This window comes from Olivibacter sp. SA151, assembly GCF_054130995.1.
Genome location: NZ_CP096391.1, coordinates 2,150,713 through 2,170,237 on the forward strand (window position 1 = coordinate 2,150,713; position 19,525 = coordinate 2,170,237).

Sequence of the window (19,525 nt, forward strand, 5' to 3'; positions counted from 1 at the left end):
CAATGAACAGGAGAGAGTCGATTAAAGCGATAGGGCTTACTACGGTGGGTACAGGCCTTTTGTTAGAATCATGTAGACAAGGAGATGCTAACAAAACGGTGGAAGAGTCTGTACAAAATTCAGGTAAATTACCTGGTGTGCAGGAATTCGAACATGCCCGTAACACGGAACTAAGTAAGGAGCGTTTTTTTTCGGAACACGAAATGGCCACTATTACGGTGCTTGCAGATATTATTATCCCTAAAGACGATTTTTCTGAAAGTGCTTCAAAGGCCGGCGTACCGGCTTTTATCGAGTTCATGGTAAAAGACATTCCTGACTACAAATTACCCATGCGGGGAGGTTTAAAATGGCTGGACGTGCAGTGTTTAAAGCGTTTTAATAAGCCTTTCGTTGAATGCAGTGAAAGGGATCAGCTAACGCTGATAGATGAAATAGCCTATCCGCTGAAGGCAAGACCCGAAATGCAGCAGGGGGTGGCTTTTTTTAGTTTAATGCGAAATCTCACCGCTTCCGGTTTTTTTACCAGTGAAATTGGGGTGAAGGATATTGGTTATGTCGGTAACCGCCCCGGGCCGTGGGATGGAGTCCCGGAAGATGTATGGCGGCAATATGGTTTTACCGGTAACGACTAAATTGTTTAATGTCCTTATACTTCGTTACATTCAATGGTAACCGTTGTACCAGCTCCTATTTCTGAATGGAAATCCATCGTTCCATTCAGAAATTCAACCCTGGATTCTATATTTGTTAAACCCGCTCCCTTACCGGCTGCTAATAAAGCTTTCACATCGAAGCCGTTTCCATCATCTTCCACAATAAGTGTTACAGACTGCTCGATCTGCTGTAGTTGAACCAGGATAAGAGATGAATGTGCATGCTTTACTGCGTTATTTACCAGTTCTTGCATGATTCTGTACAGTACCAATTGCCTGGAGGCTTCCATTTTATTGGTGTAGTGATAGATTTGACACTGGATGTTAATACCGGAAGATTTCAATTTTTGGCAATATTCACGTATGGCTTCTCCCAGTCCGTAACGCATGAGTATCTCAGGCATCATACTGTGAGCAATTCGTCTGAGCTCTCCAATCGCTCCGTCCAAATGCTGTAAAGTTCTATTCATTAGCTGTTGTTGACTATCGTTTTTTAAAAGTTGCATGAAACCTGCCAATTCTATTTTTACTCCTGATAATAATCCGCCTAAACCATCATGTAAATCACGTGCTAACCTGCTCCGTTCTTGCTCCTGGCCATCGAGCATGGCGGATAAAAGGGAAATGCGATGTTCCTGCCTGATTTTATTTACTTCCATTTGGTGCAATTTATCCTGTTGCTTCATGGCCTTCACCCGCTGCTTATAGGCATAAAAAAGAAAGAGGAGCGTTAAAAAGCTTGTCAGACTGAATGCGATGTAAATGCGATTCAGCTTCTGGTTAAATTGAACTTGCTGCTGTAATACCAGGAGTGCCTTTTCTTTTTTTCCTGCCTCATATTGAGCGTCTAAACGTTTACCCAAGCTCATTTTTTCCGTATTGAATAATGTAGTGTAGGCATCCACATAAAGTTTGTAATTGCGAAGAGCGCCATTTAAATCTCCTTGCTTTTCCTTCATGACGGCAAGGCGGTAGAAAATTTTTGCTTCAATTTCATTATTAACAGTAGGGTCTCGATGAAGTGCCATTATTGCGTTTCCCATCAGCATCTCGGCCTCAGTCAAATTGCCTTTTTCAATTTGTTGTTTCGCTAACATGACGTAGCTGTCTGCAAGCACTGTGTTTTCTTTGCTGAATTGAGCTTCTTCAATAGCGATTTCCAGGTAATAACGAGCAGAATCGTGTGAACTTTCCGGAAAATATTGCTCGTAAATAGCGGCAATATTTTTGGCTAATGCGGCAATTTCAGTAACATGAATAATACGATCTTTGTTCCTTTTTGCCAAAGAGAAAGCCGCTTTATTTCGTACAAGCGCAGAGTCCAACAATTGTTTTCGGATCGTGTTGGCTTCATAGTGCGCCATAAAGTTATTGGCTGTACATCGATACGCAGCAATTAACTTATCGAGATCTTTACTCCTTTCAGCGCTATAACGCGCTATTCGCGCGTATTTGTCTTGATTGGGAAGATCAGACCATTGGCCATAAATGGTGGAAATTGTTGTATAAAGGTTGCTTTCATAGGAATAATCATGATCCCCGTCGAAGTCTTTGGCAGCAAGCAATAAACTGGCAATGGCTTCATGCGGCTCATTTTGCGCAAGCTGAATTGTCCCTTTGGAGAGCTGGACTAAGGCTTTGCTCCGTTTGTTCGCTGATCTTTTTGCATAAAATTGGGCGCTATCTAAACTTGACAAGGCGAGCTGTATATTTCCATCGTTGCTATGCTGCATGGCAAGAAGCGCGTATAAGCTCGTGGTTTGATCAATATTATCAAGCCGTTTTGATAATTTTAGTGCTTTATCTAGTAACTCGAAGGCTAACCTGGGATCTCTTCTATAATATAAAAATTCAGCTAACCGAGCCATTGTTTCTAATCGATCTTGGCTAGATAGCTCTTTTCGGTCTAAAACCAATCGCAAAGAGTCTTCCGATAAATGGGCATAAGAAGTATTGAATGCTATTGAAAGCAATAAACATAAAGTAAAGGTGAACCGCACATGTTGAAATAAATGTAAGCCTGTGTTGATGCTGATAAATAATAGCTTACCAGGTATTCGATAAAGGATACGGTTTGAGATGGTAATCGTGCGGGAAATGCGTTGCATGATCAAAGATACGTAAGATTCAAAGGCTGTCAATCCCCGTTTCCGGGGGTTTTGAAGCAAAGATGTTTTTGGATTACCGGTGTTGATCGAATTGAAACGGCGTTCGGTCAACTTTTTTGTCGATCTGCAGTTCCTTCGTTGTCATGACCAAGCGTTGAGAACCGGTGGGTTTTTCAAAAGCAAGGACCAGTGCCCCTGGGGCAGCATGATTTTTCCTCGAAGGCAGCTCGCTAAATCCCCATTCCCTCCCGTTAGACCATATTCTTTCCATACTGGAGTCGGGATAAGTCCATTCGACATAAGGTTGTTTAAGCAGTACACCCCGTCCTGTCAGCTGTACGTCTGTCGGTATGTTCTCCTCTTCCTCGGTTGAAGGTTTTATTGGGAGCGCTTTGAAGTGTAACAAAAAAGCTTCCGGAATTCCCGCTTCCTGATCAATCATTTTCTGGTTTTCCAGATTGTATTTAACCGAACGATTTGGTGTTTGTATACTTAAAGTGCCCGTATAAGTAAGTGAAAAAATACATTGTCCTGGATTGCTTGCCGGGCCTTGAAAACTAAAGCCCCAAGATTCTTCACGGGCGCCTATCGTGTCGGCTGTTATGAGTAGTTGGTTACGGCGAACCCCAATCTTTTTAAATTCTTCGTCGGTGAGCGCTGTTACAGCTAATCCGGTAGATTTGGCAAGACTTAAGGCCTGCAAGTAGCTTTTTTTTATGATGTTGGTATCTCGAAGATACACTTCTGTCTGCTGATCAACATATATTTCAGGCATCTCTTTTCCACTACAGCCAAACAGTATGCTGATTATGAGGATTCTAAGCCATCTGATTTGGCTTTTATGGGTCAATGGATAGTATGTAGAAAGCCTTTCGTGTTTTTTCACACCGACAAATAAAAGCTAAATATAAATATTGTCTGAGGCTTGCCCAAATTATTTATCAATCGCCGTGAAGTACGAATGAAGAATAAACGCATGGGCTGATGTTTGAATAAGGAGCATACTGAGATAAGTATCAATGCTTATCTCAGTATGTAAAGCATCCGATAACATTATCAAAATGTGAATCGCACAAAAGGAACGGGAAAAAAACCTTGCTGGTAGACGTTGATAACATTAAGCTGTTGAGCATTCCACTCCTGGCGAAAAATATTCTTATTATCGGTTACATTTTGCAGGTCGAGAGCGAGTTCCATAGTTGCCCGCGTGAATTCTTTGCGATAGGAGACTTTTACATCTGCCCGGAAATAAGCAGGCTGCTGTAAAGAATATGCCCTTGTTTCCTCGTACTGAATTTCGCCGTCGATAACAGAAGAAGCGATGTCTACCGGCGATAAATAACGTCCACCCACCCGAGAAACCTTTACGCTTAAACCGAATATGTTTTCCTGTTTTCCTACTTTCCATTCCTTACCCCCCAATAAGTTAAAAACATTTTTCATGTTAAAGGCAGTGTTGCGCCATATGCCATCACTTCCCTGATACCTAGAACTGAAAAAGGATCCGGTTAGCAAGTAATAAAAGCCTTTATTGAAAAGACGTTCCAGGGTGATGTCTAAGCCATAATTTCTTCCAATTCCTTCATTTATCAGGTTATCGCGCAAAACAGGAATGGTTTCGGCGCCAAGATTTAATGTTGAAAAAGAGCTCGGAGCTTTCGTGACCGGAACATCAAATAGCCGCTGAAAATACAGTTCTGTTTTAAGATGGGTATTGGAACGTATGTTCCAATTATGTGATAAAATAAATTGGTGACTGCGTATAAACCCCAACGATTCATTAGTATATCGATTGCCTGCCGCCGTTGTCGTAACTGTAGCATAGGTGAGAATATTGTCCATTTGACTGTGTAGGCCGTATGCAAAGCCAAAAACATGGGATCCTAAGCCCTCGTATTTAACGCCGATTCTAGGTTCTAAACTATTCGTTTGTGAAAGGCTTAAGTACTGATAATGCAAACCGGAGACCATACTAAAATGATCTGTCATTCTGAATTTCCACTGAGTAAAGGCTTGCATTAAGCCAAAGTCACCATTCCGATTGTTCAGTATCATTTCACTTATTCCATGTCGCATCCTCCTGTTAAAAAGAGTGTAATTGGTGAAATCCTCTGTGATACCCGCTACCAAGCTATGCTTTGCATTGAATTTATGATGGAGGTGAAGAACGCCGGAGAATTTGTTTATTTTAAAACGCCAATGCCAGTCAGGTATCGTTTGGTTGATGTTTTCTTGATTAACCGAATCTCGATCAAATTGCTCGTTCGTACGGCTATAACCCAGAATAAAGTTGATAGCGGTTTTTTTGTTCAGTTGGTATTTATAACTTAATCCGCTTATGCTGGTCTGATAACGGGGATAACGGTTACTATATTCGTTGCCATAGGATTGACCTTCGGGATCATATTCGCTTGCCAAAATATCCATGCTGCTTCTTCCCCAAATGCCAAATAAGGAAAGATTACCATGCTTCCCGATACGACTGTTAATTTTATAGTTTAAATCCATATATTCAGGAGTGGCTCCGCCGGTGCCAAACTCAATACCTAAATTCTGAAAAAGCGATAAGGTGGAATAGCGGGCATTTATCAAATAGCTCGCCCCCTTACTGTTGCCTATAGGGCCTTCTGCTCCACCTTCGAAGCCATTGAACCCCATCTGCGTTACAAACTCGTGTTTCTCACTATTTCCGTTGCGAAGTTTTAGATCAAACACACCGGATAATGCGTTGCCATATTGGGCAGGAAAAGCCCCTGTCATAAAATCAGATTGATCAATCAAATTGCTGTTCAGCATACTAACGGAGCCTCCCATGCTATTAAGAGAACCAAAATGATTTGGATTTGGTATATTAAGCCCCTCCAATTGCCATAGCATAGCATTTGGAGAGTTTCCTCGGATGATGATGTCATTTCGAGTATCATTGGTAGAAACAACACCTGCAAAATTAGTAGCCATTCGCGCGGGATCGCCTAATGAACCTGCGTAACGTTTCGTCTCATCCATATTAAAAGTTCTGGCGCTCACACTTAACATATCGTTGTTAACCTTACGTCCCCCGCTATTTTCATTAACTGTGATCTCGACGACGTCCAAATTCATTAAACTTTCACGCAAACTGATTGTTAAGTCCACTTCCTTGCCTGCTGTTACAATAATGTTATTTAATGAAAGAGGTTCATAGCCAACAGCGGTTATAATGAATCGCTGTCTGCCAAGCGGAATGTCCGTTAATTTGAAATTACCAGAGGAATCACTTAGGGTGGTTTTGGAAAGGTTAGAAGCAAGTCGAATCGTAACACCTTGCAATGATTGCTTAGAAGCCTCGTCGCTAACATTGCCTTTAACAATTTGAGTTACTTGTTGAGCCTTGGTCTGTACAAGGTAAAATGTGATGAATAGGAAAAAAACGATTTTCATATATGCCTTTTTTTACAAAAAAAATGGCATTTTCGGATCTTTTTGTTGATCGAAGTCAATAAACGATTGCTTATAGTGCGTAGTTTTCACATTATCCGCTTCCGAATCCTACTCAGGGCTTCCGGTGTAATGCCTAGGTAAGATGCAATGTGGTATTGAGGTATGCGTTGTATAACCTGCGGCTTCGCTTTAATAAGGTTTAGATAACGTTCTTCAGGCTTTTCAGCTAATAAAGACGCGTTTCTTGTTGTCAGTCTCAAAAATTGAGCTTCGGCAATTAGTCGACCCGCTCGTTCAAACACCGGATGCTTCTCATACATTAACTGTAAACCGTTGTAGTGTAATTGAAACAAAATACAGTCTTCAATTGCCTCGATACCATATAGAGCGGGTTTACGTGTCAGAAAACTTTCATAGTCGCCTGTGTACTCATTTTCGAAGAAGAAATTATAAACACATTTTTTATTATCCAGATGGTTATAAACCATTACTGCTCCTTTTTGAATAAAAGATACAATGTTGTTTGTTTTTCCTTCTTCACTGATTATGTCGCCCTTCTTGTAGTGTTTGACTTGTTGAAGGCTAACAAAACTATTCCAGGTTTCATCATCTAATTTAGGTATTAGTTTATGAAAAAATATTCTTAAGGTGTCATACATAGCTTTTTTATTTGCAACCGGCAAAATAATCATTGTGCCATAGAATGCATAAAGAAGTTTAAAAAAGGTCTCCCATAACAATTGTCATCATCATCTTCCTGCCGGGGTGAATGCTATTGGTGTTTGTGAGCAAGATTTTTGATTCAGCGCAATTGCCTTCAAACCAATAGTATATCGATTTATTTCACTTCGTACGAATGACTCATCGTACATTCTTTTGTAAAATAATAGCCATGTTAATAATAAAGCGATGAGGAATTCGAACAAATCCGCTAACTTGCTTGTATTTAATAATAGTATGATGAAATATTTAATGCTCTTTTGTTTTATTTTTACTTTATATGGGGAGAGCTATGCTCAGTCACCATCGACTATAAATCAACAATTAAATAAAATAACAAAAATGACATCTATTACATTAAAGGGCAATGCCGTACATACGGTTGGTACATTACCTTCCGTTGGGAGCGAAGCAAAAAACTTCAGGCTGACCGCTATTGACTTATCTGAAAAGACGCTGGACGACTTCAAAGGAAAATACGTAATCCTCAATATTTTTCCCAGCGTTAATACCGGTGTTTGTGCAGCGTCTGTACGTAAATTTAACGAAGACGCAGCTAATCTACCCAACACGACCGTGTTATGTATATCTAAAGATTTACCTTTTGCTCAAGCACAGTTTTGCGGGGCCGAGGGGATAAAAAATGTTGTTATGTTGTCCGATTTCCGTTCAAATTTCGGTGAGGAGTACGGTGTTGAAATTGCAGACAGCCAAATGAGAGGTTTACTAAGTCGCGCCGTAGTAGTAATTGATCCTCAGGGCAAAATCATTTATGAAGAACAGGTGCCCGAAATTGCTCAAGAACCAAATTATCAGGCCGCTTTGAAAGTTATCCAATAACATAGGATTTACTGGGTCCAATAAAAGTGAATTTAAAGTGAAAGCCGGTTACTTGTTAACCGGCTTATTACGTTAAAAATAAAAGAGGCTTAAAAATACAAAGATGAAAATAGCTACATACAATGTAAATGGTGTTAATGGCCGATTGCCCGTATTGCTTCGTTGGTTGGAAGAGGCGAAGCCCGATGTCGTTTGCTTGCAGGAGTTAAAAGCCCCTCAGGAAAAATTTCCCGAACAGGCAATCCGAGAAGCTGGTTATAATGTTATATGGCATGGCCAGAAAAGCTGGAATGGCGTGGCCATCCTCGCTCGACATCTAGATATAATAGAGTTTGGACGTGTACTTCCGGGAGATCCGGAGGATACACATAGCCGATATATCGAAGCAAGTATCAATAACATTCATATAGGATGTCTCTATTTGCCAAACGGTAATCCGGTTCCCGGACCTAAGTTTGACTATAAGCTCAAGTGGCTTCAGCGTTTAGCCAATCACGCACAGGAGTTATTGAATAAGAATATTCCTGTGATATTAACGGGCGACTATAATGTGATCCCCACCGAACTCGATGTATACAAACCGGAACGTTGGGTAGACGATGCATTATTTCGGCCGGAGGTGCGTATGGCTTTCTCCGATTTAATGACGCAAGGATGGACGGATGCAATTCGACAATTATATCCCAACGAGCGGATTTACACTTTTTGGGATTATTTCCGTAATGCATATGGCCGCGACGCCGGCTTACGTATTGATCACTTTTTGCTCAGCCCACAACTGGTTGAAAAACTGGTTGCAGCCGGAGTGGATCGTTATGTGCGTGGGTGGGAAAAAACAAGCGATCATGCCCCGGTTTGGATAGAATTGCGTGATCTACCGTAAGCAAATATGGAAATCGCTACGAATCGCCGACACAGGAGCTGTAGAATTAGTTGACTTTTTTCATTAAAAGTATTAATTTTAGGGTAATTATGCATGTTGCTATATTGTCTTAGCCGATCCTTTGCTTATCAAGCCCCATACTTTTTGTTTGCCAATTACAAAACTAAGTTACGTTATGAAAACAGTTAAGTATATTCTTGAAAATAAGGCTAAATCCATCGTGTCGGTATCTCCCAATGATTCCGTTTTGGGGGCTTTACGAATTATGATGGAAAAAAACATTAGCGCATTGTTGGTCGTTGATCAAGGTGTGTTACTCGGTATCTTTACGGAAAGGGATTACGCCCGAAAAATTATTCTCAAAGGCAGGGCCTCCGCAAATACTGCCATTCATGAGGTAATGACATCAAATCCACATACCGTTGGACCGAATCATTCCATTGATCATTGCATGCAGCTTATGACTGATCGGCACTTCAGGCACCTGCCGATAGTAGAAAACGGTAACTTGATAGGGATTATATCAATAGGCGATCTTGTTAAATATATTATTGAAGATCAGAAGCAAACTATCAGCCACTTGGAGAGTTACATTAATAGTTAAGAAAAGAATTAGAATAAAAAAGCTAAGTAGGCCAACTAATGAAAACTCACTAAATGACTCAAAAATCACCTTTAATCAGTATTCTTTTAAATGCATATAAGATAGGGGAGGCGGAAAATCTCTGCTGTACACGTCTTTGATACTCTTGGATAAATAAGGTTTTGATATCGTCAGTAAAACGTTCGAAATAAGGTATTAATGCAGATCCTGAGATGAATTCGAGGAGCTCATTGCTGTTGTGGACTATTAAAGGATAAACTTTCTGAATAATATTCATTTCTTTACAACCATTTTCGAATAAGATTTGGGCATATTCATCTATACTCAATATAGGAGAGATCTTTTTCCATCCCTTTAATGCGCTTGAAAACGGCTCTTCCTGAACCATATCCAATAACATTTGATTCAGCACATTCTCCTTTTGAGAAGGCATTTGAATAGCCAGCTGTCCATCGGATTTCAGAATAGAAATCATTTTCGGTATTAAACGGGCGTGATCGTCAATCCATTGGATTGCCGCGTTGGAAAACACTAGGTCCCATTGACTTGGTTCGTTTAGTTGTTCTTCGATTGTCTTTCGCTCAAAAGAAACACGTTCGTTTTGGTAGTGTTTAGATTCTTCCAGCATTTCTGACGATGAATCTATTCCTAATACGCTTTCAGCGTTTTGGAGTTCTTCAGAAAGCATTTTGGTTAATTCACCGGTGCCGCATCCTAAATCAAGAACGGTCATTCCCTGCTTTGAATTAATGAGTGCTAAAAGATCATAAAAAGGTGCATACCTTTCCTTTTTAAATCTGTTATAGAGAGCCGGATTCCATGCCATAGTTTTTGATTTTATTCATAAAGGTAAAATTTATCCAAATGAAATACGATAAAATGGAGACCAATTAGAAGACGTCGTTCGAATGGAGGTTCAATCCGGCCAGTTTAATAAAAAGACAGTCGGTATAATAAAAGCTTTTTCTTTGTTACAAAACATTATAAATTGTTTGAAATCAGATATTTTGTGTTGTTTTATAAACTTTTAATATAGGTTATATTCTAGTCTTTACAAAAAAATGCCGGGAAGAGGAGATTCCCTAATGCGCGCTAAGCCATGTGTTCCCTAAATAGGTGATTATGCAGTTTCTAGCTTTATGTATTATTTTATTAATGTCAACTAATCTTTGCTAGTATTATGTATAAAAAGTTTATATAGATCATATTATTTATTTGATAACTAATGGTATATTTTTTATTTCTATTTATTTGGTATGCTCTGGTCTGCCTCATTTTGAGCCGTAACACCTATGGTTTCAAGAAATCATGCCATCGAATCGGTAAATTATACCATTAGCTCCGTAAATCACACCACCGGTTATAAAGTGCGTTGTTTAGTTTTGGCAAATGAAGGATAAAGATGTCCCTCAGGTTGTAAAAAGAAATATGGAAAATTCGAAAGAAATCAGTGAGTGGAGCGCTGCGCTAGAAGCGAAATGTCCACGTTGTCGTACAGGCGCCATGTTTACCGGGAAAGCTTACGGGCTTAAAATTCAAAAAATGAATGAAAACTGTCCACATTGCGGTTTGAAGTTTGAGCGCGAGCCTGGTTATTTTTATGTTGCTATGTTTGTGAGCTATGCCATGAACGTGGCCGAGTTAATCGCCGCCTGTGTAGGCACCTATTTACTAACCGGTAATTTGGAGTCACCCTGGCTGTATTTAGGTGCAGCACTTGCAGCAGCGCTTTTGCTTTCGCCATTAAATTATCGATATTCGCGTGTCATCTTGCTGTTCTGGTTAACCCCGGGACTACGTTATATACCCGATTTTGTTCAACAGCAGAAGAAATAATTTGTGGAAGTATTATTTATGCATTATGACTGACGAATAAGCGATACCTTTGTGAGGCATATGAAGGCTTTCCCTGTTTATGATATTATTGGTTTGGGGGTTACGCAGAATGATGTTTTAGTTAAGCCGTTTGCTCCCTACATCCTGGAACATCAGAAGTTGTTGGTTCCCCATCGACACGCTTTCTTTCATGTAGGTTATTTTAGACAAGGACAAGGTATTCATACAATCGATTTTGAACAGTTTCAGGTAAAGCCTTTTCAGATTTATTTTATGGTGCCGGGTCAAGTGCATCACTGGAATTTTGAAGGCGAGATAGAAGGATATGTACTGAATTTTTCCACCTCCTTTTTCCAGTCGTTTTTAATGCGGTCGGATTACCTTAACGATTTTACTTTTTTTAATGGAATAGCTAAGGATTCGGTCTTGGATATTCCCTTATCGCTTCAAGGAAAGATTGAAAAGATTTTTGAAGAAATGATTAGTCTTCGGGAAACTATTAATCCAATGAATCTAGATGCTTTACGCGTGAAAGCATTAGAACTATTTCTATGTATTGGTGCCTCTCATATAGGGAAAAGCCATGGTAGTTCTTTGGTTAATCAAACAGTCATTCGGAATTTTCAGCGGTTAATAGATCAGAACTTTCAAACTTTGCGATTGCCGAAAGAATATGCGGCACTTTTATATGTAACGCCCAATTACCTAAATGCACTTTGTTCAGATATGTTGGGTATATCAGCGGGTGAATTAATTAGAAATCGTATTGTGTTGGAAGCAAAACGTTTACTTGTTAATTTGGAACTCCCGATTTCCGCTATTGCGTACGAATTAAATTTCAACGATCCTTCCTATTTCACCAAGTTCTTTAAAAAATATGTCGGATTAACGCCTGAGGAGTTTAGAAAGCAGTTTTGAAGAATAACCGGCTTTATTTTTTTTGCTACCCAGCCGGTTTGCCATTGCTTTTCTACAGTAAGGTCTTTTGGGTTTATCAGTATTGCGTTTTGTTTATCGAAATTAAGTTATTGTTAATATATTTTTATCTTTTCTGTTTGTTTGTTGCCTTTATTTTATGATTTATTCTAAAATACAGGGTATTTCCCGTGTTTTTTGAAGGGTTTTCCTCTAGTTAATCACGGATTTGTCGCCTTTCTTTGTATAGAAATTGTTTTTACCGCTTAAAATTAAAAATATGGAAAAGCATTACGGTGAAATTATTGAAAGAACCATCCGTCGCAATGGCTATAGTATCAGCGAATTGTCGAGATTGATGAAAGTAAATAGAAGATCTATTTACAATTGGTTTAATCAGCCTAAATTTAAGCCTGAAATCATTTTCAAAATAGGCTGCGCTTTAAAACATGATTTTTCGAATGAGTTTCCTGAGCTTTTTTCTGCTGAGGAGTTTCAGAAAGTTTTTAATGATAGCAAGATGTTCCATATGCGATTTTTAGATGAGGAGCGTGAAAAGATAAACTATTGGAAGGACAAGTACATCAGTTTATTGGAAGAATATAACCATATTCTTGCGGCAAACAATATCCAGACGAGGACGATCTCGATTTCCGCATTATAGCAGCGGTTTTTATCAGTTGATCCGAAAACGTAGGTGCTTCCAAAGTTCGGAACTAATGTTTTGTTGGGATGACCTGTACGGTTATAGGTGTTTTATTAATGGAATTCCAATGCGTTCAGCTGGAAGATTGACTTTAGAAATTATTAAAACGGTATGATGGTTCTCTATAACACGGCCGATATGGATAGCCTACCGATTTACAATTATGTAATAGAGAAGGATCAGGAAGCAATTATTTTTTCGAAATTAGCTTCCTATGAATAAAGAATTGAATGAATTAAAAACTAAGCTGTATAAACGTTGCCATGAGATCGTGAACGAGCGTATTGATCATGCACAGCAAGGGATTTGCTATGCAAAAGATGCAGCAACGGATGATACAAAAAGTAGCGCGGGAGATAAATACGAAACTACGCGCGAAATGATGCAACAAGAAATCAATAGAAATGAACGTCAATTGGCAGAAGCAAACCGGTTAAAATATCAACTTGATGGTGTTTCTGTTGCGTTAGCGAGTGATATTGTTCAATTGGGAAGTTTGGTGCAAACCAATGATGGCTTATTTTTTTTGGCAATTGCCCTTGGGACAGTTGAACTTTCGCCCTATAGCTTTTTTGTTATCTCTCCTGTATCTCCTTTTGGACAGACGATGTTAGGAAAGCGTGTTGGGGAGTGCCTTACATTCAATAAGAGGTGTTATCAAATCTTAGCTATCGTATAAAGCCGGGTTATGCGATATTTGTACACTTAGTATAAAGTGCCTGGCAAATTCCAAACGTTGGGCCTTTTCTTTCAGATATGCTTAACAGCAGCTTCTTAACCTTGGTTCATTTTTTTTCCTACAATTTTTTTTATCCCATGGGTCTATTTTTCGGCACTTTTACGACCCATGCCATCATTTCAAAAAACACACGGTTATCCGACCCGATAACCGCTGAACTCCTTGTTTATTGATGAATGCAACAATAAATAATCTTTTCTAAATTAGCCGGCTGTATATAGAGAATATAAAAAACTTCGTCTGTTGTCCAATTTTTAAAGTTCAAATGTCTTCTCGTTAAAGCAGATAAATAGAAATAATGAAGACATGGCTTAGCTCCTTTGATGTCCATTTCAACAGTAGTTACGTAAACTTTATCTTTGAACCGATGAAGTCGAAAAAGAATTTTTTATTGTAAATCAAAAAACGAAAGTAATGAATGAGTTTTTATTAATATTCCGTAGATCCTTTATTGGCGAAGAGGCACCATCGCCCGAACAATTGCAGGCTAGTATAAAACCTTGGCAGGATTGGCTGGGGAATATCGCCGCACAAAATAAACTCGCTAGACCATTGCAACGTTGGGATGCCAAAGGAAAGGTGGTTACGAGTAGCAAAACCGTGATTAACGGACCTTATGCCGAAATCAAGGAATCCATTGGTGGCTTAATCATTATAAAAGCGTATGATTATGACGAAGCTACTGAGATCGCAAAAGATTGCCCCATCTTACAGATGGGGGGAAATGTAGAAATAAGGCTAGCTGTGCCGGCCGATTATCATGAATAAAGCTGCTTGACCGGACAATGCACAACAGCGAGCTTTTGCCACATTTATTTCGTACAGAGTACCGTAAGCTGGTTTCGGTACTCTGTTATCTGTTTGGTATAGAACATATAGAAATAGCGGAAGATATCGTAAGCGATACATTTCTTTCTGCCAGTGAATCATGGAGTATAAAAGGAATTCCTGATAATCCCACCGCATGGCTATACACGGTTGCTAAAAATAAAACAAAAAATCACCTAAAACGGAGTAACTTATTTGAGCAGAAATTATCACCTGATTTAAAGCACATTACCGATAAAGTTGAAGAACTGGAAATTGATTTATCAGAAAAAAACATTAGTGATAGCCAGCTGGCAATGATCTTTGCGGTCTGCAATCCTTGTATTTCAAGCGAGGCGCAAATTTCTTTAGCCCTCAATCTGTTATGTGGCTTTAGTGCACAAGAAATTGCAAACGCTTTTTTAACAAACAAAGAGGTAATCTATAAAAGAATTCAGCGAGCCAAAGAAAAGTTAAAAGATGAAAATATTAAGATTGAGCAACCTAAAATAACTGAAATTAATGCTCGATTGGATACCGTTTTAACGGCATTATACCTGTTGTTTTCAGAGGGTTATTATTCTATCTCTCATCACACCGTATTGCGTCGGGATCTCTGTGCTGAGGCTATGCGTTTAACCTATTTGTTGATGGAGAACCATCATACAGATAAACCCGCAGTAAGTGCTTTGTTATCACTTATGTGTTTCCACTCATCGAGATTTGACGCTCGTATTCGTCAAAACGGAATGATGATTTTGTATGACGATCAAGATGAGCAACTCTGGAACAAAGAGCTGATCGAAAAGGGGATTTATTATCTGAACCGAGCCTCCCAAGGTAGTCAACTAACCAAATATCACTTAGAAGCAGGTATTGCCTATTGGCACACGCATAAAGAAGATACAAAAGAAAAATGGGAGAATATTTTACAGTTATATAATCATTTACTCATTTTGGAATATTCACCCATAGCAGCCTTAAACCGAACCTATGCGTTGGCTAAAAGTAATGGAAAGGAAGAAGCTATTAAGGAGGCAGAAAAATTAAACCTTGCAGATAATCCTTTTTACTATTCATTACTGGGAAATCTGTATACGGGATTGGATAATCAAAAAGCAGTAGCTTATTATCGAACCGCGTTAGTCTACACGCAATCAGATGCTGACCAAAGCATTCTCAAAAAATATATTGAGCAGTTGTTACACAAAGTGGACCCTCTCACTAAGTAGCAATCTTTCTGTTTGTCAATCAAATTGTTCAATAGCGAACAATCCATCGTTCATTTTCGAACAGTGTAACCTAATATTTTATAATTTATTTAATTGATAATCAGTTGTTTATTGTTTTGGAACGATAATGTGAATTATTGGCATAAATGGTCATTGGGGCTAAAACATGGTTGATGATCTCGATCGTTCCAATGTGGAAAATAAGATTAACAATAAATAAAGAAAGTATGAAAACGTTAGTATTAAGTAGTCTAATAGCAATTGCAAGCGCTGGTAACGCACTTGCTAATCAAACGACAAGTGGCGCTCACGAGAATTTCAGAAGTGGGCCGGAATTAGTGATACCAGCCAAAATGATAGACGATCTGAAAAGTCAAATTGAATTTCATCAGCGAAACATTGATATTCTTTGGAACCAGTACGACCTCATGGTTGCCCGTATTCAAGGCAGTAAAGGAAACCGAATGGAACTCCAAAGTGATAAAGCCTATTTTATCAATGTGCATGAGCAAAATATCGGAAAGGGAATCGCAGTAGAAGAAAGTAAAAAGGCGATTGAAGAAATTGAAAAAAAATTTCAAAAGGAACTTGCTAAACGAGAAGCTTATGAAGCAAAAGAGATCGCTCGCATGCAACGTTCATTAAAGGAAGCGCTCACATTGGAACAAAGAAAAGTAGCGAGGCTGCGGAAGAAGAATGCCGACATAGCGAATCAAGAAGCGTTATCAAAATTACAAGAGTTGGATCGCTACTTTTCGCAATCAATTCAACGTATAGCCTATCTTCAGCAAAATCCCTACAAAATAAGTATAGCGGCTGACAAGTAATTTCCCTGTCGGAGGAGTCGTTGAATAATGTTGGCAAAGAAAGTTGCCCTAAAGTAATATGAAGCAATCTGTTAGTCAAGTTACAGGTTGCTTTTTTTGCTTGGAAGGAAAATACTTATTTAAAGCTTGCTAAAGACACTTTTTTGTTTACCTTTGTATTGTTTGTAATCAATCTAATTAATAATAGTAAAAAATCAGGCGATTATGTACAGTACAGTTTTTATTTTACTTCTTATTGCCTTCTACCTTTTATATAATCTTTCTCAACGGGTTCCGAGTAAGAATAAACCGGCCCGGGCAATATACTTCAGAGAACGAATTATTTTAACACGAATGCTTAGCTTAATTTTGATCCTGGTGACATCGGTTTTGTTGATTAACCGATTAGGAATAGGGGCTGGTATTTTCTGTGCAATGCTGCTATTGATGGTGTGCGCCAGTTTTGTTGTGGTGTTGTCACCGTTACGTTATATTCGATGGCACCATTTACTTGCCATTTATTTTTTTTCCATTGTTCTTGAAACCTTTATCTTTTAGTCATGCCAGCTAATAAAAAATATTTAACTTCTTCACCGTGGCAAAGATGGATGAAAATCAGTGCGGGTTTTTTCGGTGGATACGGTGTTATGATCTCGTTCTTCTTAATGCTCGCTTGTTTTCTCGAAAAAAAGAATGTTATTGTAACTGGCGCCGTAGTAGGCTATGTGCTTTGGGCCTTACTATTGCTTTTCGCTTTCCTCTCGAGGTCGTGGTGGAAGCCGTGGATCATCTATTTAGCGTTAACCATCGTCTTTTTATTACCCTACCTACTAAAATAGCACGTTATGAATAACCGAAACTACAATATTTATTTCCATACCCACACGATAAGCGGCATTATCATAGCATCGCTATTATATGTTATTTTTTTCGCCGGTTCATTTTCTTTTTTTAAAGACGAGATCAGCGCTTGGCAAAGCGGCAAATCAGTAAATGAAAAACTATCTCACGGATTACCCTATCAACTACTCTTGGATTCCCTTGATTCAAAATACAATCTTGCAGGTAGGGATGTTAACTTTTACCTTTACCCCAACACGAGTCATTGCTATATAAATATAGCGCCTTCTAAGGACACGCTCCATAATCCTAAAGCAAAAGAGCGGGCTTATATAGGGTATGATTTTGCTGAGCGTAAGGAAAAAAGTTATGAAGAATCGTATGATATGGGCGAGTTTCTCTATCGTTTGCATTTTTTGGCCCAACTCAATCAGGCGATCCCCCTACGAATAGGATACCCCATTGGCTATCTGATTGCAGGTCTGGTGGCCTTTCTCTTCCTGTTTGCGTTAATTACGGGCTTATTGCTACACTGGGACAAGTTGGTTTCCAATTTTTATCTATTCAGACCCTGGTCTAAATGGAAGACCCTGTGGACAGATCTACACACAGTTTTGGGCGTAATCGGTTTTCCATTTCAATTCGTTTTTGCCCTTACCGGTATTATCTTAATCATTAATACCGTTTTTTTGGCACCCTTTAGCCAACTACTCTATAAAGGCGATATGGAAAAAGTATTTCAAGATTTGGAATATGCGACAGCTGCTGAAGCTACTTTCATCGGCAAGCCGTTAACGTCAACGCCCAATATTCAAGAATATATGGATCAAACACAGAAAAGATGGCCAGGTGCTTTCTTCAATCGTGTAGCTATTAAGAACTATGGCGATGAAAGTATGTTACTGTCGATCGAGTCAGAGGCAGATCGTAAACAAAGCTTTGCAGGAACCGGACAAATTACTTATGAATTGAAGACGGGGAAGGTCTTGACCCATCGTTCACCCTACGATACGCCAACCTACATTGCATCGGTTAAAAGCTTTATATATCGATTGCACTTTGGTGACTATGGGGGGTATTTTGTAAAACTTGTTAATTTTATTTTGGGAATAGCGGGTTGTGTGGTTATTATATCCGGTATCTTGATCTGGCTGGTTGCGCGCGACAAAAGCAGTGTCGCTTCTTATAAGAGAAAATTTAATTTTTGGTTGTCTAACGTTTTTTTAGCCATCTGTCTAACGATGTTCCCTGTAACCGCTTTTTCATTTGTCCTAATCAAGTTCATTGGTAACGTAAATCAAACCTTAATCTACCAAATTTACTTTTGCAGTTGGCTGGTAATTAGCCTATATTATATTCTTAGAAGAAATCTCAGGCGTACTAATGCAGAGACTTTACTTTTAGGCGGTATATTAGCTTTGCTGGTTCCTGTTGTTAACGGCGTTTTTTCCGGTAATTGGCTATGGAATACCTGGGCTCGACATGCAACGGATATTCTGCTAATTGATCTACTTTGGATATCATTAGGATTGGTGGCGCTTATAGCTTTTGCAAGAATCAAAAAATATCAGGCCTTAAAAGCGCCGGTTGAGAGAATCAATCAAGTTCCTGTCCCTGATGATCAACAGGCTTATACCGGAGATTTAACATATTGATAAAAGGCCACTGTAATTTTGCAATAGCCTTTTCTGTATTATGATGTGCACATGAATGATAAAGGGTGAGAATCTTGGTTTGTTCCTTACAGTTGCTTTAGACTCATGTAGGCACTTGTAGGCGCATCCTTGCCTTTTATAGCCAAAATTTCGTTATATTCCTCTAACAAGGATATATATTTATCCTTCCAATAATTTATTTTTTCCAATTCACTCGCTAAAAAATCGTCACTGAAAGATCTGCTTTTGCTAAATGCCTGCTGGAAATCCGCAGGTGAGAATAACTCGGGAAATTCGTTCGAAAAATCGTGTTTCAAAGCACAACCGATCTTAAAAATAATTTCAGATTTAAACTTAGCTTGATTAAACCAATTGTAAATAGATCGTCTATTTACTTTCATCAATCGCGACAGTTCGCTAATGCTGTAACCATTACGTCTGATAGTGCGTTCGATGATCTCGCCATAGTGTTTGTCAATATTATTTCTCATTTGGTTGATAATTTTGTTAACACAAAGAACCGGGTAAAAAAGTGTAAAAACTAGAGGAAAAAGGAGAGAAATAAACGGGGTATTTCCTGTTTTTTTACCACATATTACCATAATATATGAAATAACTGTGCCTCCTCGCGGCATTTTACGCATGATCATAGGTTGCTACTGCTAATTTGAACCTACGAGCTGGATTAATCGGAGAACATGATCTTGAAATGTTAAAGATTGTTAAGGTTTTGCAAAAAAGCCAACGATGGCGTAGTT

At 38.9% G+C, this 19,525-nt stretch carries 19 protein-coding genes; 13 read left to right on the plus strand and 6 right to left on the minus strand.

The annotated features are described in order from the left end of the window. The first annotated feature begins 2 nt into the window (after nucleotides 1-2). Nucleotides 3-635, plus strand: a complete 633-nt coding sequence (locus tag M1D52_RS08765) for a gluconate 2-dehydrogenase subunit 3 family protein (RefSeq protein WP_437392230.1) — start codon at nucleotides 3-5, stop codon at nucleotides 633-635. A gap of 14 nt (nucleotides 636-649) precedes the next feature. On the opposite strand, the gene M1D52_RS08770 is transcribed toward M1D52_RS08765, so the two are convergent. The 4 genes from M1D52_RS08770 to M1D52_RS08785 form a co-directional block, all read right to left on the minus strand. After that, nucleotides 650-2,875, minus strand: coding sequence for a sensor histidine kinase (locus M1D52_RS08770; protein WP_437392231.1), 2,226 nt, complete (start codon nucleotides 2,873-2,875; stop codon nucleotides 650-652). Continuing rightward, nucleotides 2,838-3,539, minus strand: coding sequence for a hypothetical protein (locus M1D52_RS08775; RefSeq protein ID WP_437392233.1), 702 nt, complete (start codon nucleotides 3,537-3,539; stop codon nucleotides 2,838-2,840). The genes M1D52_RS08770 and M1D52_RS08775 overlap by 38 nt, the downstream gene beginning before the upstream one ends. A gap of 281 nt (nucleotides 3,540-3,820) precedes the next feature. Further along, a complete protein-coding gene (locus M1D52_RS08780) occupies nucleotides 3,821-6,184 on the minus strand; it encodes a TonB-dependent receptor (protein ID WP_437392234.1) in 2,364 nt (787 codons plus the stop codon). A gap of 86 nt (nucleotides 6,185-6,270) precedes the next feature. Further along, a complete protein-coding gene (locus M1D52_RS08785) occupies nucleotides 6,271-6,843 on the minus strand; it encodes a Crp/Fnr family transcriptional regulator (protein WP_377610880.1) in 573 nt (190 codons plus the stop codon). Between the two features lie 298 nt (nucleotides 6,844-7,141). Here M1D52_RS08785 and tpx point away from each other — a divergent pair, with 298 nt between their 5' ends. From tpx to M1D52_RS08800, 3 genes are all read left to right on the plus strand, one after another. Next, complete coding sequence (tpx, locus tag M1D52_RS08790; protein ID WP_457941731.1) at nucleotides 7,142-7,744, plus strand: thiol peroxidase; 603 nt, start codon at nucleotides 7,142-7,144, stop codon at nucleotides 7,742-7,744. A 103-nt stretch (nucleotides 7,745-7,847) separates the two neighbouring features. After that, nucleotides 7,848-8,627: an exodeoxyribonuclease III gene (xth, locus tag M1D52_RS08795; protein ID WP_013667748.1), complete on the plus strand. Its 780-nt coding sequence runs from the start codon at nucleotides 7,848-7,850 to the stop codon at nucleotides 8,625-8,627. Between the two features lie 175 nt (nucleotides 8,628-8,802). After that, complete coding sequence (locus tag M1D52_RS08800; protein ID WP_013667747.1) at nucleotides 8,803-9,231, plus strand: CBS domain-containing protein; 429 nt, start codon at nucleotides 8,803-8,805, stop codon at nucleotides 9,229-9,231. 58 nt (nucleotides 9,232-9,289) lie between these two features. Here M1D52_RS08800 and M1D52_RS08805 read toward each other — a convergent pair whose 3' ends face one another. Continuing rightward, nucleotides 9,290-10,057 (minus strand): methyltransferase domain-containing protein, encoded by a 768-nt coding sequence (locus M1D52_RS08805; RefSeq protein WP_130858427.1) that lies wholly within the window; start codon nucleotides 10,055-10,057, stop codon nucleotides 9,290-9,292. Between the two features lie 563 nt (nucleotides 10,058-10,620). Between M1D52_RS08805 and M1D52_RS08810 the strand changes: the two genes are divergently transcribed. The 9 genes from M1D52_RS08810 to M1D52_RS08850 all read left to right on the plus strand — a co-directional run bounded on the left by M1D52_RS08810 (nucleotide 10,621) and on the right by M1D52_RS08850 (nucleotide 18,767). Next, complete coding sequence (locus tag M1D52_RS08810) at nucleotides 10,621-11,067, plus strand: DUF983 domain-containing protein (protein ID WP_437392237.1); 447 nt, start codon at nucleotides 10,621-10,623, stop codon at nucleotides 11,065-11,067. Nucleotides 11,068-11,127: 60 nt separating this feature from the next. Then, nucleotides 11,128-11,985, plus strand: coding sequence for a helix-turn-helix domain-containing protein (locus M1D52_RS08815; RefSeq protein ID WP_013667744.1), 858 nt, complete (start codon nucleotides 11,128-11,130; stop codon nucleotides 11,983-11,985). Nucleotides 11,986-12,262: 277 nt separating this feature from the next. Continuing rightward, complete coding sequence (locus M1D52_RS08820) at nucleotides 12,263-12,646, plus strand: helix-turn-helix transcriptional regulator (RefSeq protein WP_013667743.1); 384 nt, start codon at nucleotides 12,263-12,265, stop codon at nucleotides 12,644-12,646. 256 nt (nucleotides 12,647-12,902) lie between these two features. Then, nucleotides 12,903-13,367, plus strand: coding sequence for a GreA/GreB family elongation factor (locus M1D52_RS08825; protein WP_437392238.1), 465 nt, complete (start codon nucleotides 12,903-12,905; stop codon nucleotides 13,365-13,367). A gap of 474 nt (nucleotides 13,368-13,841) precedes the next feature. Further along, entirely contained in the window at nucleotides 13,842-14,195 is a 354-nt protein-coding gene (locus M1D52_RS08830; RefSeq protein WP_013667739.1) for a YciI family protein, read from the plus strand. 35 nt (nucleotides 14,196-14,230) lie between these two features. Further along, a complete protein-coding gene (locus M1D52_RS08835; RefSeq protein WP_289551984.1) occupies nucleotides 14,231-15,466 on the plus strand; it encodes an RNA polymerase sigma factor in 1,236 nt (411 codons plus the stop codon). A gap of 227 nt (nucleotides 15,467-15,693) precedes the next feature. Further along, complete coding sequence (locus tag M1D52_RS08840) at nucleotides 15,694-16,293, plus strand: hypothetical protein (RefSeq protein WP_437392239.1); 600 nt, start codon at nucleotides 15,694-15,696, stop codon at nucleotides 16,291-16,293. A gap of 539 nt (nucleotides 16,294-16,832) precedes the next feature. Continuing rightward, on the plus strand, nucleotides 16,833-17,111 hold the full coding sequence (locus M1D52_RS08845; protein ID WP_130858425.1) for a hypothetical protein: 279 nt from the start codon (nucleotides 16,833-16,835) through the stop codon (nucleotides 17,109-17,111). Nucleotides 17,112-17,117: 6 nt separating this feature from the next. Then, nucleotides 17,118-18,767: a PepSY-associated TM helix domain-containing protein gene (locus tag M1D52_RS08850; RefSeq protein WP_377610869.1), complete on the plus strand. Its 1,650-nt coding sequence runs from the start codon at nucleotides 17,118-17,120 to the stop codon at nucleotides 18,765-18,767. 86 nt (nucleotides 18,768-18,853) lie between these two features. On the opposite strand, the gene M1D52_RS08855 is transcribed toward M1D52_RS08850, so the two are convergent. Continuing rightward, complete coding sequence (locus M1D52_RS08855; protein WP_013667733.1) at nucleotides 18,854-19,258, minus strand: helix-turn-helix transcriptional regulator; 405 nt, start codon at nucleotides 19,256-19,258, stop codon at nucleotides 18,854-18,856. Between the last annotated feature and the right edge of the window lie 267 nt (nucleotides 19,259-19,525).

Excerpts from the sequence above, each read along its gene's own strand:
- M1D52_RS08765 (WP_437392230.1), top strand. The coding sequence starts at position 3 with ATGAACAGGAGAGAGTCGATTAAAGCGATAGGGCTTACTACGGTGGGT.
- M1D52_RS08775 (WP_437392233.1), bottom strand. The coding sequence starts at position 3,539 with ATGCCTGAAATATATGTTGATCAGCAGACAGAAGTGTATCTTCGAGAT.
- M1D52_RS08780 (WP_437392234.1), bottom strand. The coding sequence starts at position 6,184 with ATGAAAATCGTTTTTTTCCTATTCATCACATTTTACCTTGTACAGACC.
- M1D52_RS08785 (WP_377610880.1), bottom strand. The coding sequence starts at position 6,843 with ATGTATGACACCTTAAGAATATTTTTTCATAAACTAATACCTAAATTA.
- tpx (WP_457941731.1), top strand. The coding sequence starts at position 7,142 with ATGATGAAATATTTAATGCTCTTTTGTTTTATTTTTACTTTATATGGG.
- xth (WP_013667748.1), top strand. The coding sequence starts at position 7,848 with ATGAAAATAGCTACATACAATGTAAATGGTGTTAATGGCCGATTGCCC.
- M1D52_RS08800 (WP_013667747.1), top strand. The coding sequence starts at position 8,803 with ATGAAAACAGTTAAGTATATTCTTGAAAATAAGGCTAAATCCATCGTG.
- M1D52_RS08805 (WP_130858427.1), bottom strand. The coding sequence starts at position 10,057 with ATGGCATGGAATCCGGCTCTCTATAACAGATTTAAAAAGGAAAGGTAT.
- M1D52_RS08810 (WP_437392237.1), top strand. The coding sequence starts at position 10,621 with ATGAAGGATAAAGATGTCCCTCAGGTTGTAAAAAGAAATATGGAAAAT.
- M1D52_RS08815 (WP_013667744.1), top strand. The coding sequence starts at position 11,128 with ATGAAGGCTTTCCCTGTTTATGATATTATTGGTTTGGGGGTTACGCAG.
- M1D52_RS08820 (WP_013667743.1), top strand. The coding sequence starts at position 12,263 with ATGGAAAAGCATTACGGTGAAATTATTGAAAGAACCATCCGTCGCAAT.
- M1D52_RS08825 (WP_437392238.1), top strand. The coding sequence starts at position 12,903 with ATGAATAAAGAATTGAATGAATTAAAAACTAAGCTGTATAAACGTTGC.
- M1D52_RS08830 (WP_013667739.1), top strand. The coding sequence starts at position 13,842 with ATGAATGAGTTTTTATTAATATTCCGTAGATCCTTTATTGGCGAAGAG.
- M1D52_RS08840 (WP_437392239.1), top strand. The coding sequence starts at position 15,694 with ATGAAAACGTTAGTATTAAGTAGTCTAATAGCAATTGCAAGCGCTGGT.
- M1D52_RS08845 (WP_130858425.1), top strand. The coding sequence starts at position 16,833 with ATGCCAGCTAATAAAAAATATTTAACTTCTTCACCGTGGCAAAGATGG.
- M1D52_RS08850 (WP_377610869.1), top strand. The coding sequence starts at position 17,118 with ATGAATAACCGAAACTACAATATTTATTTCCATACCCACACGATAAGC.
- M1D52_RS08855 (WP_013667733.1), bottom strand. The coding sequence starts at position 19,258 with ATGAGAAATAATATTGACAAACACTATGGCGAGATCATCGAACGCACT.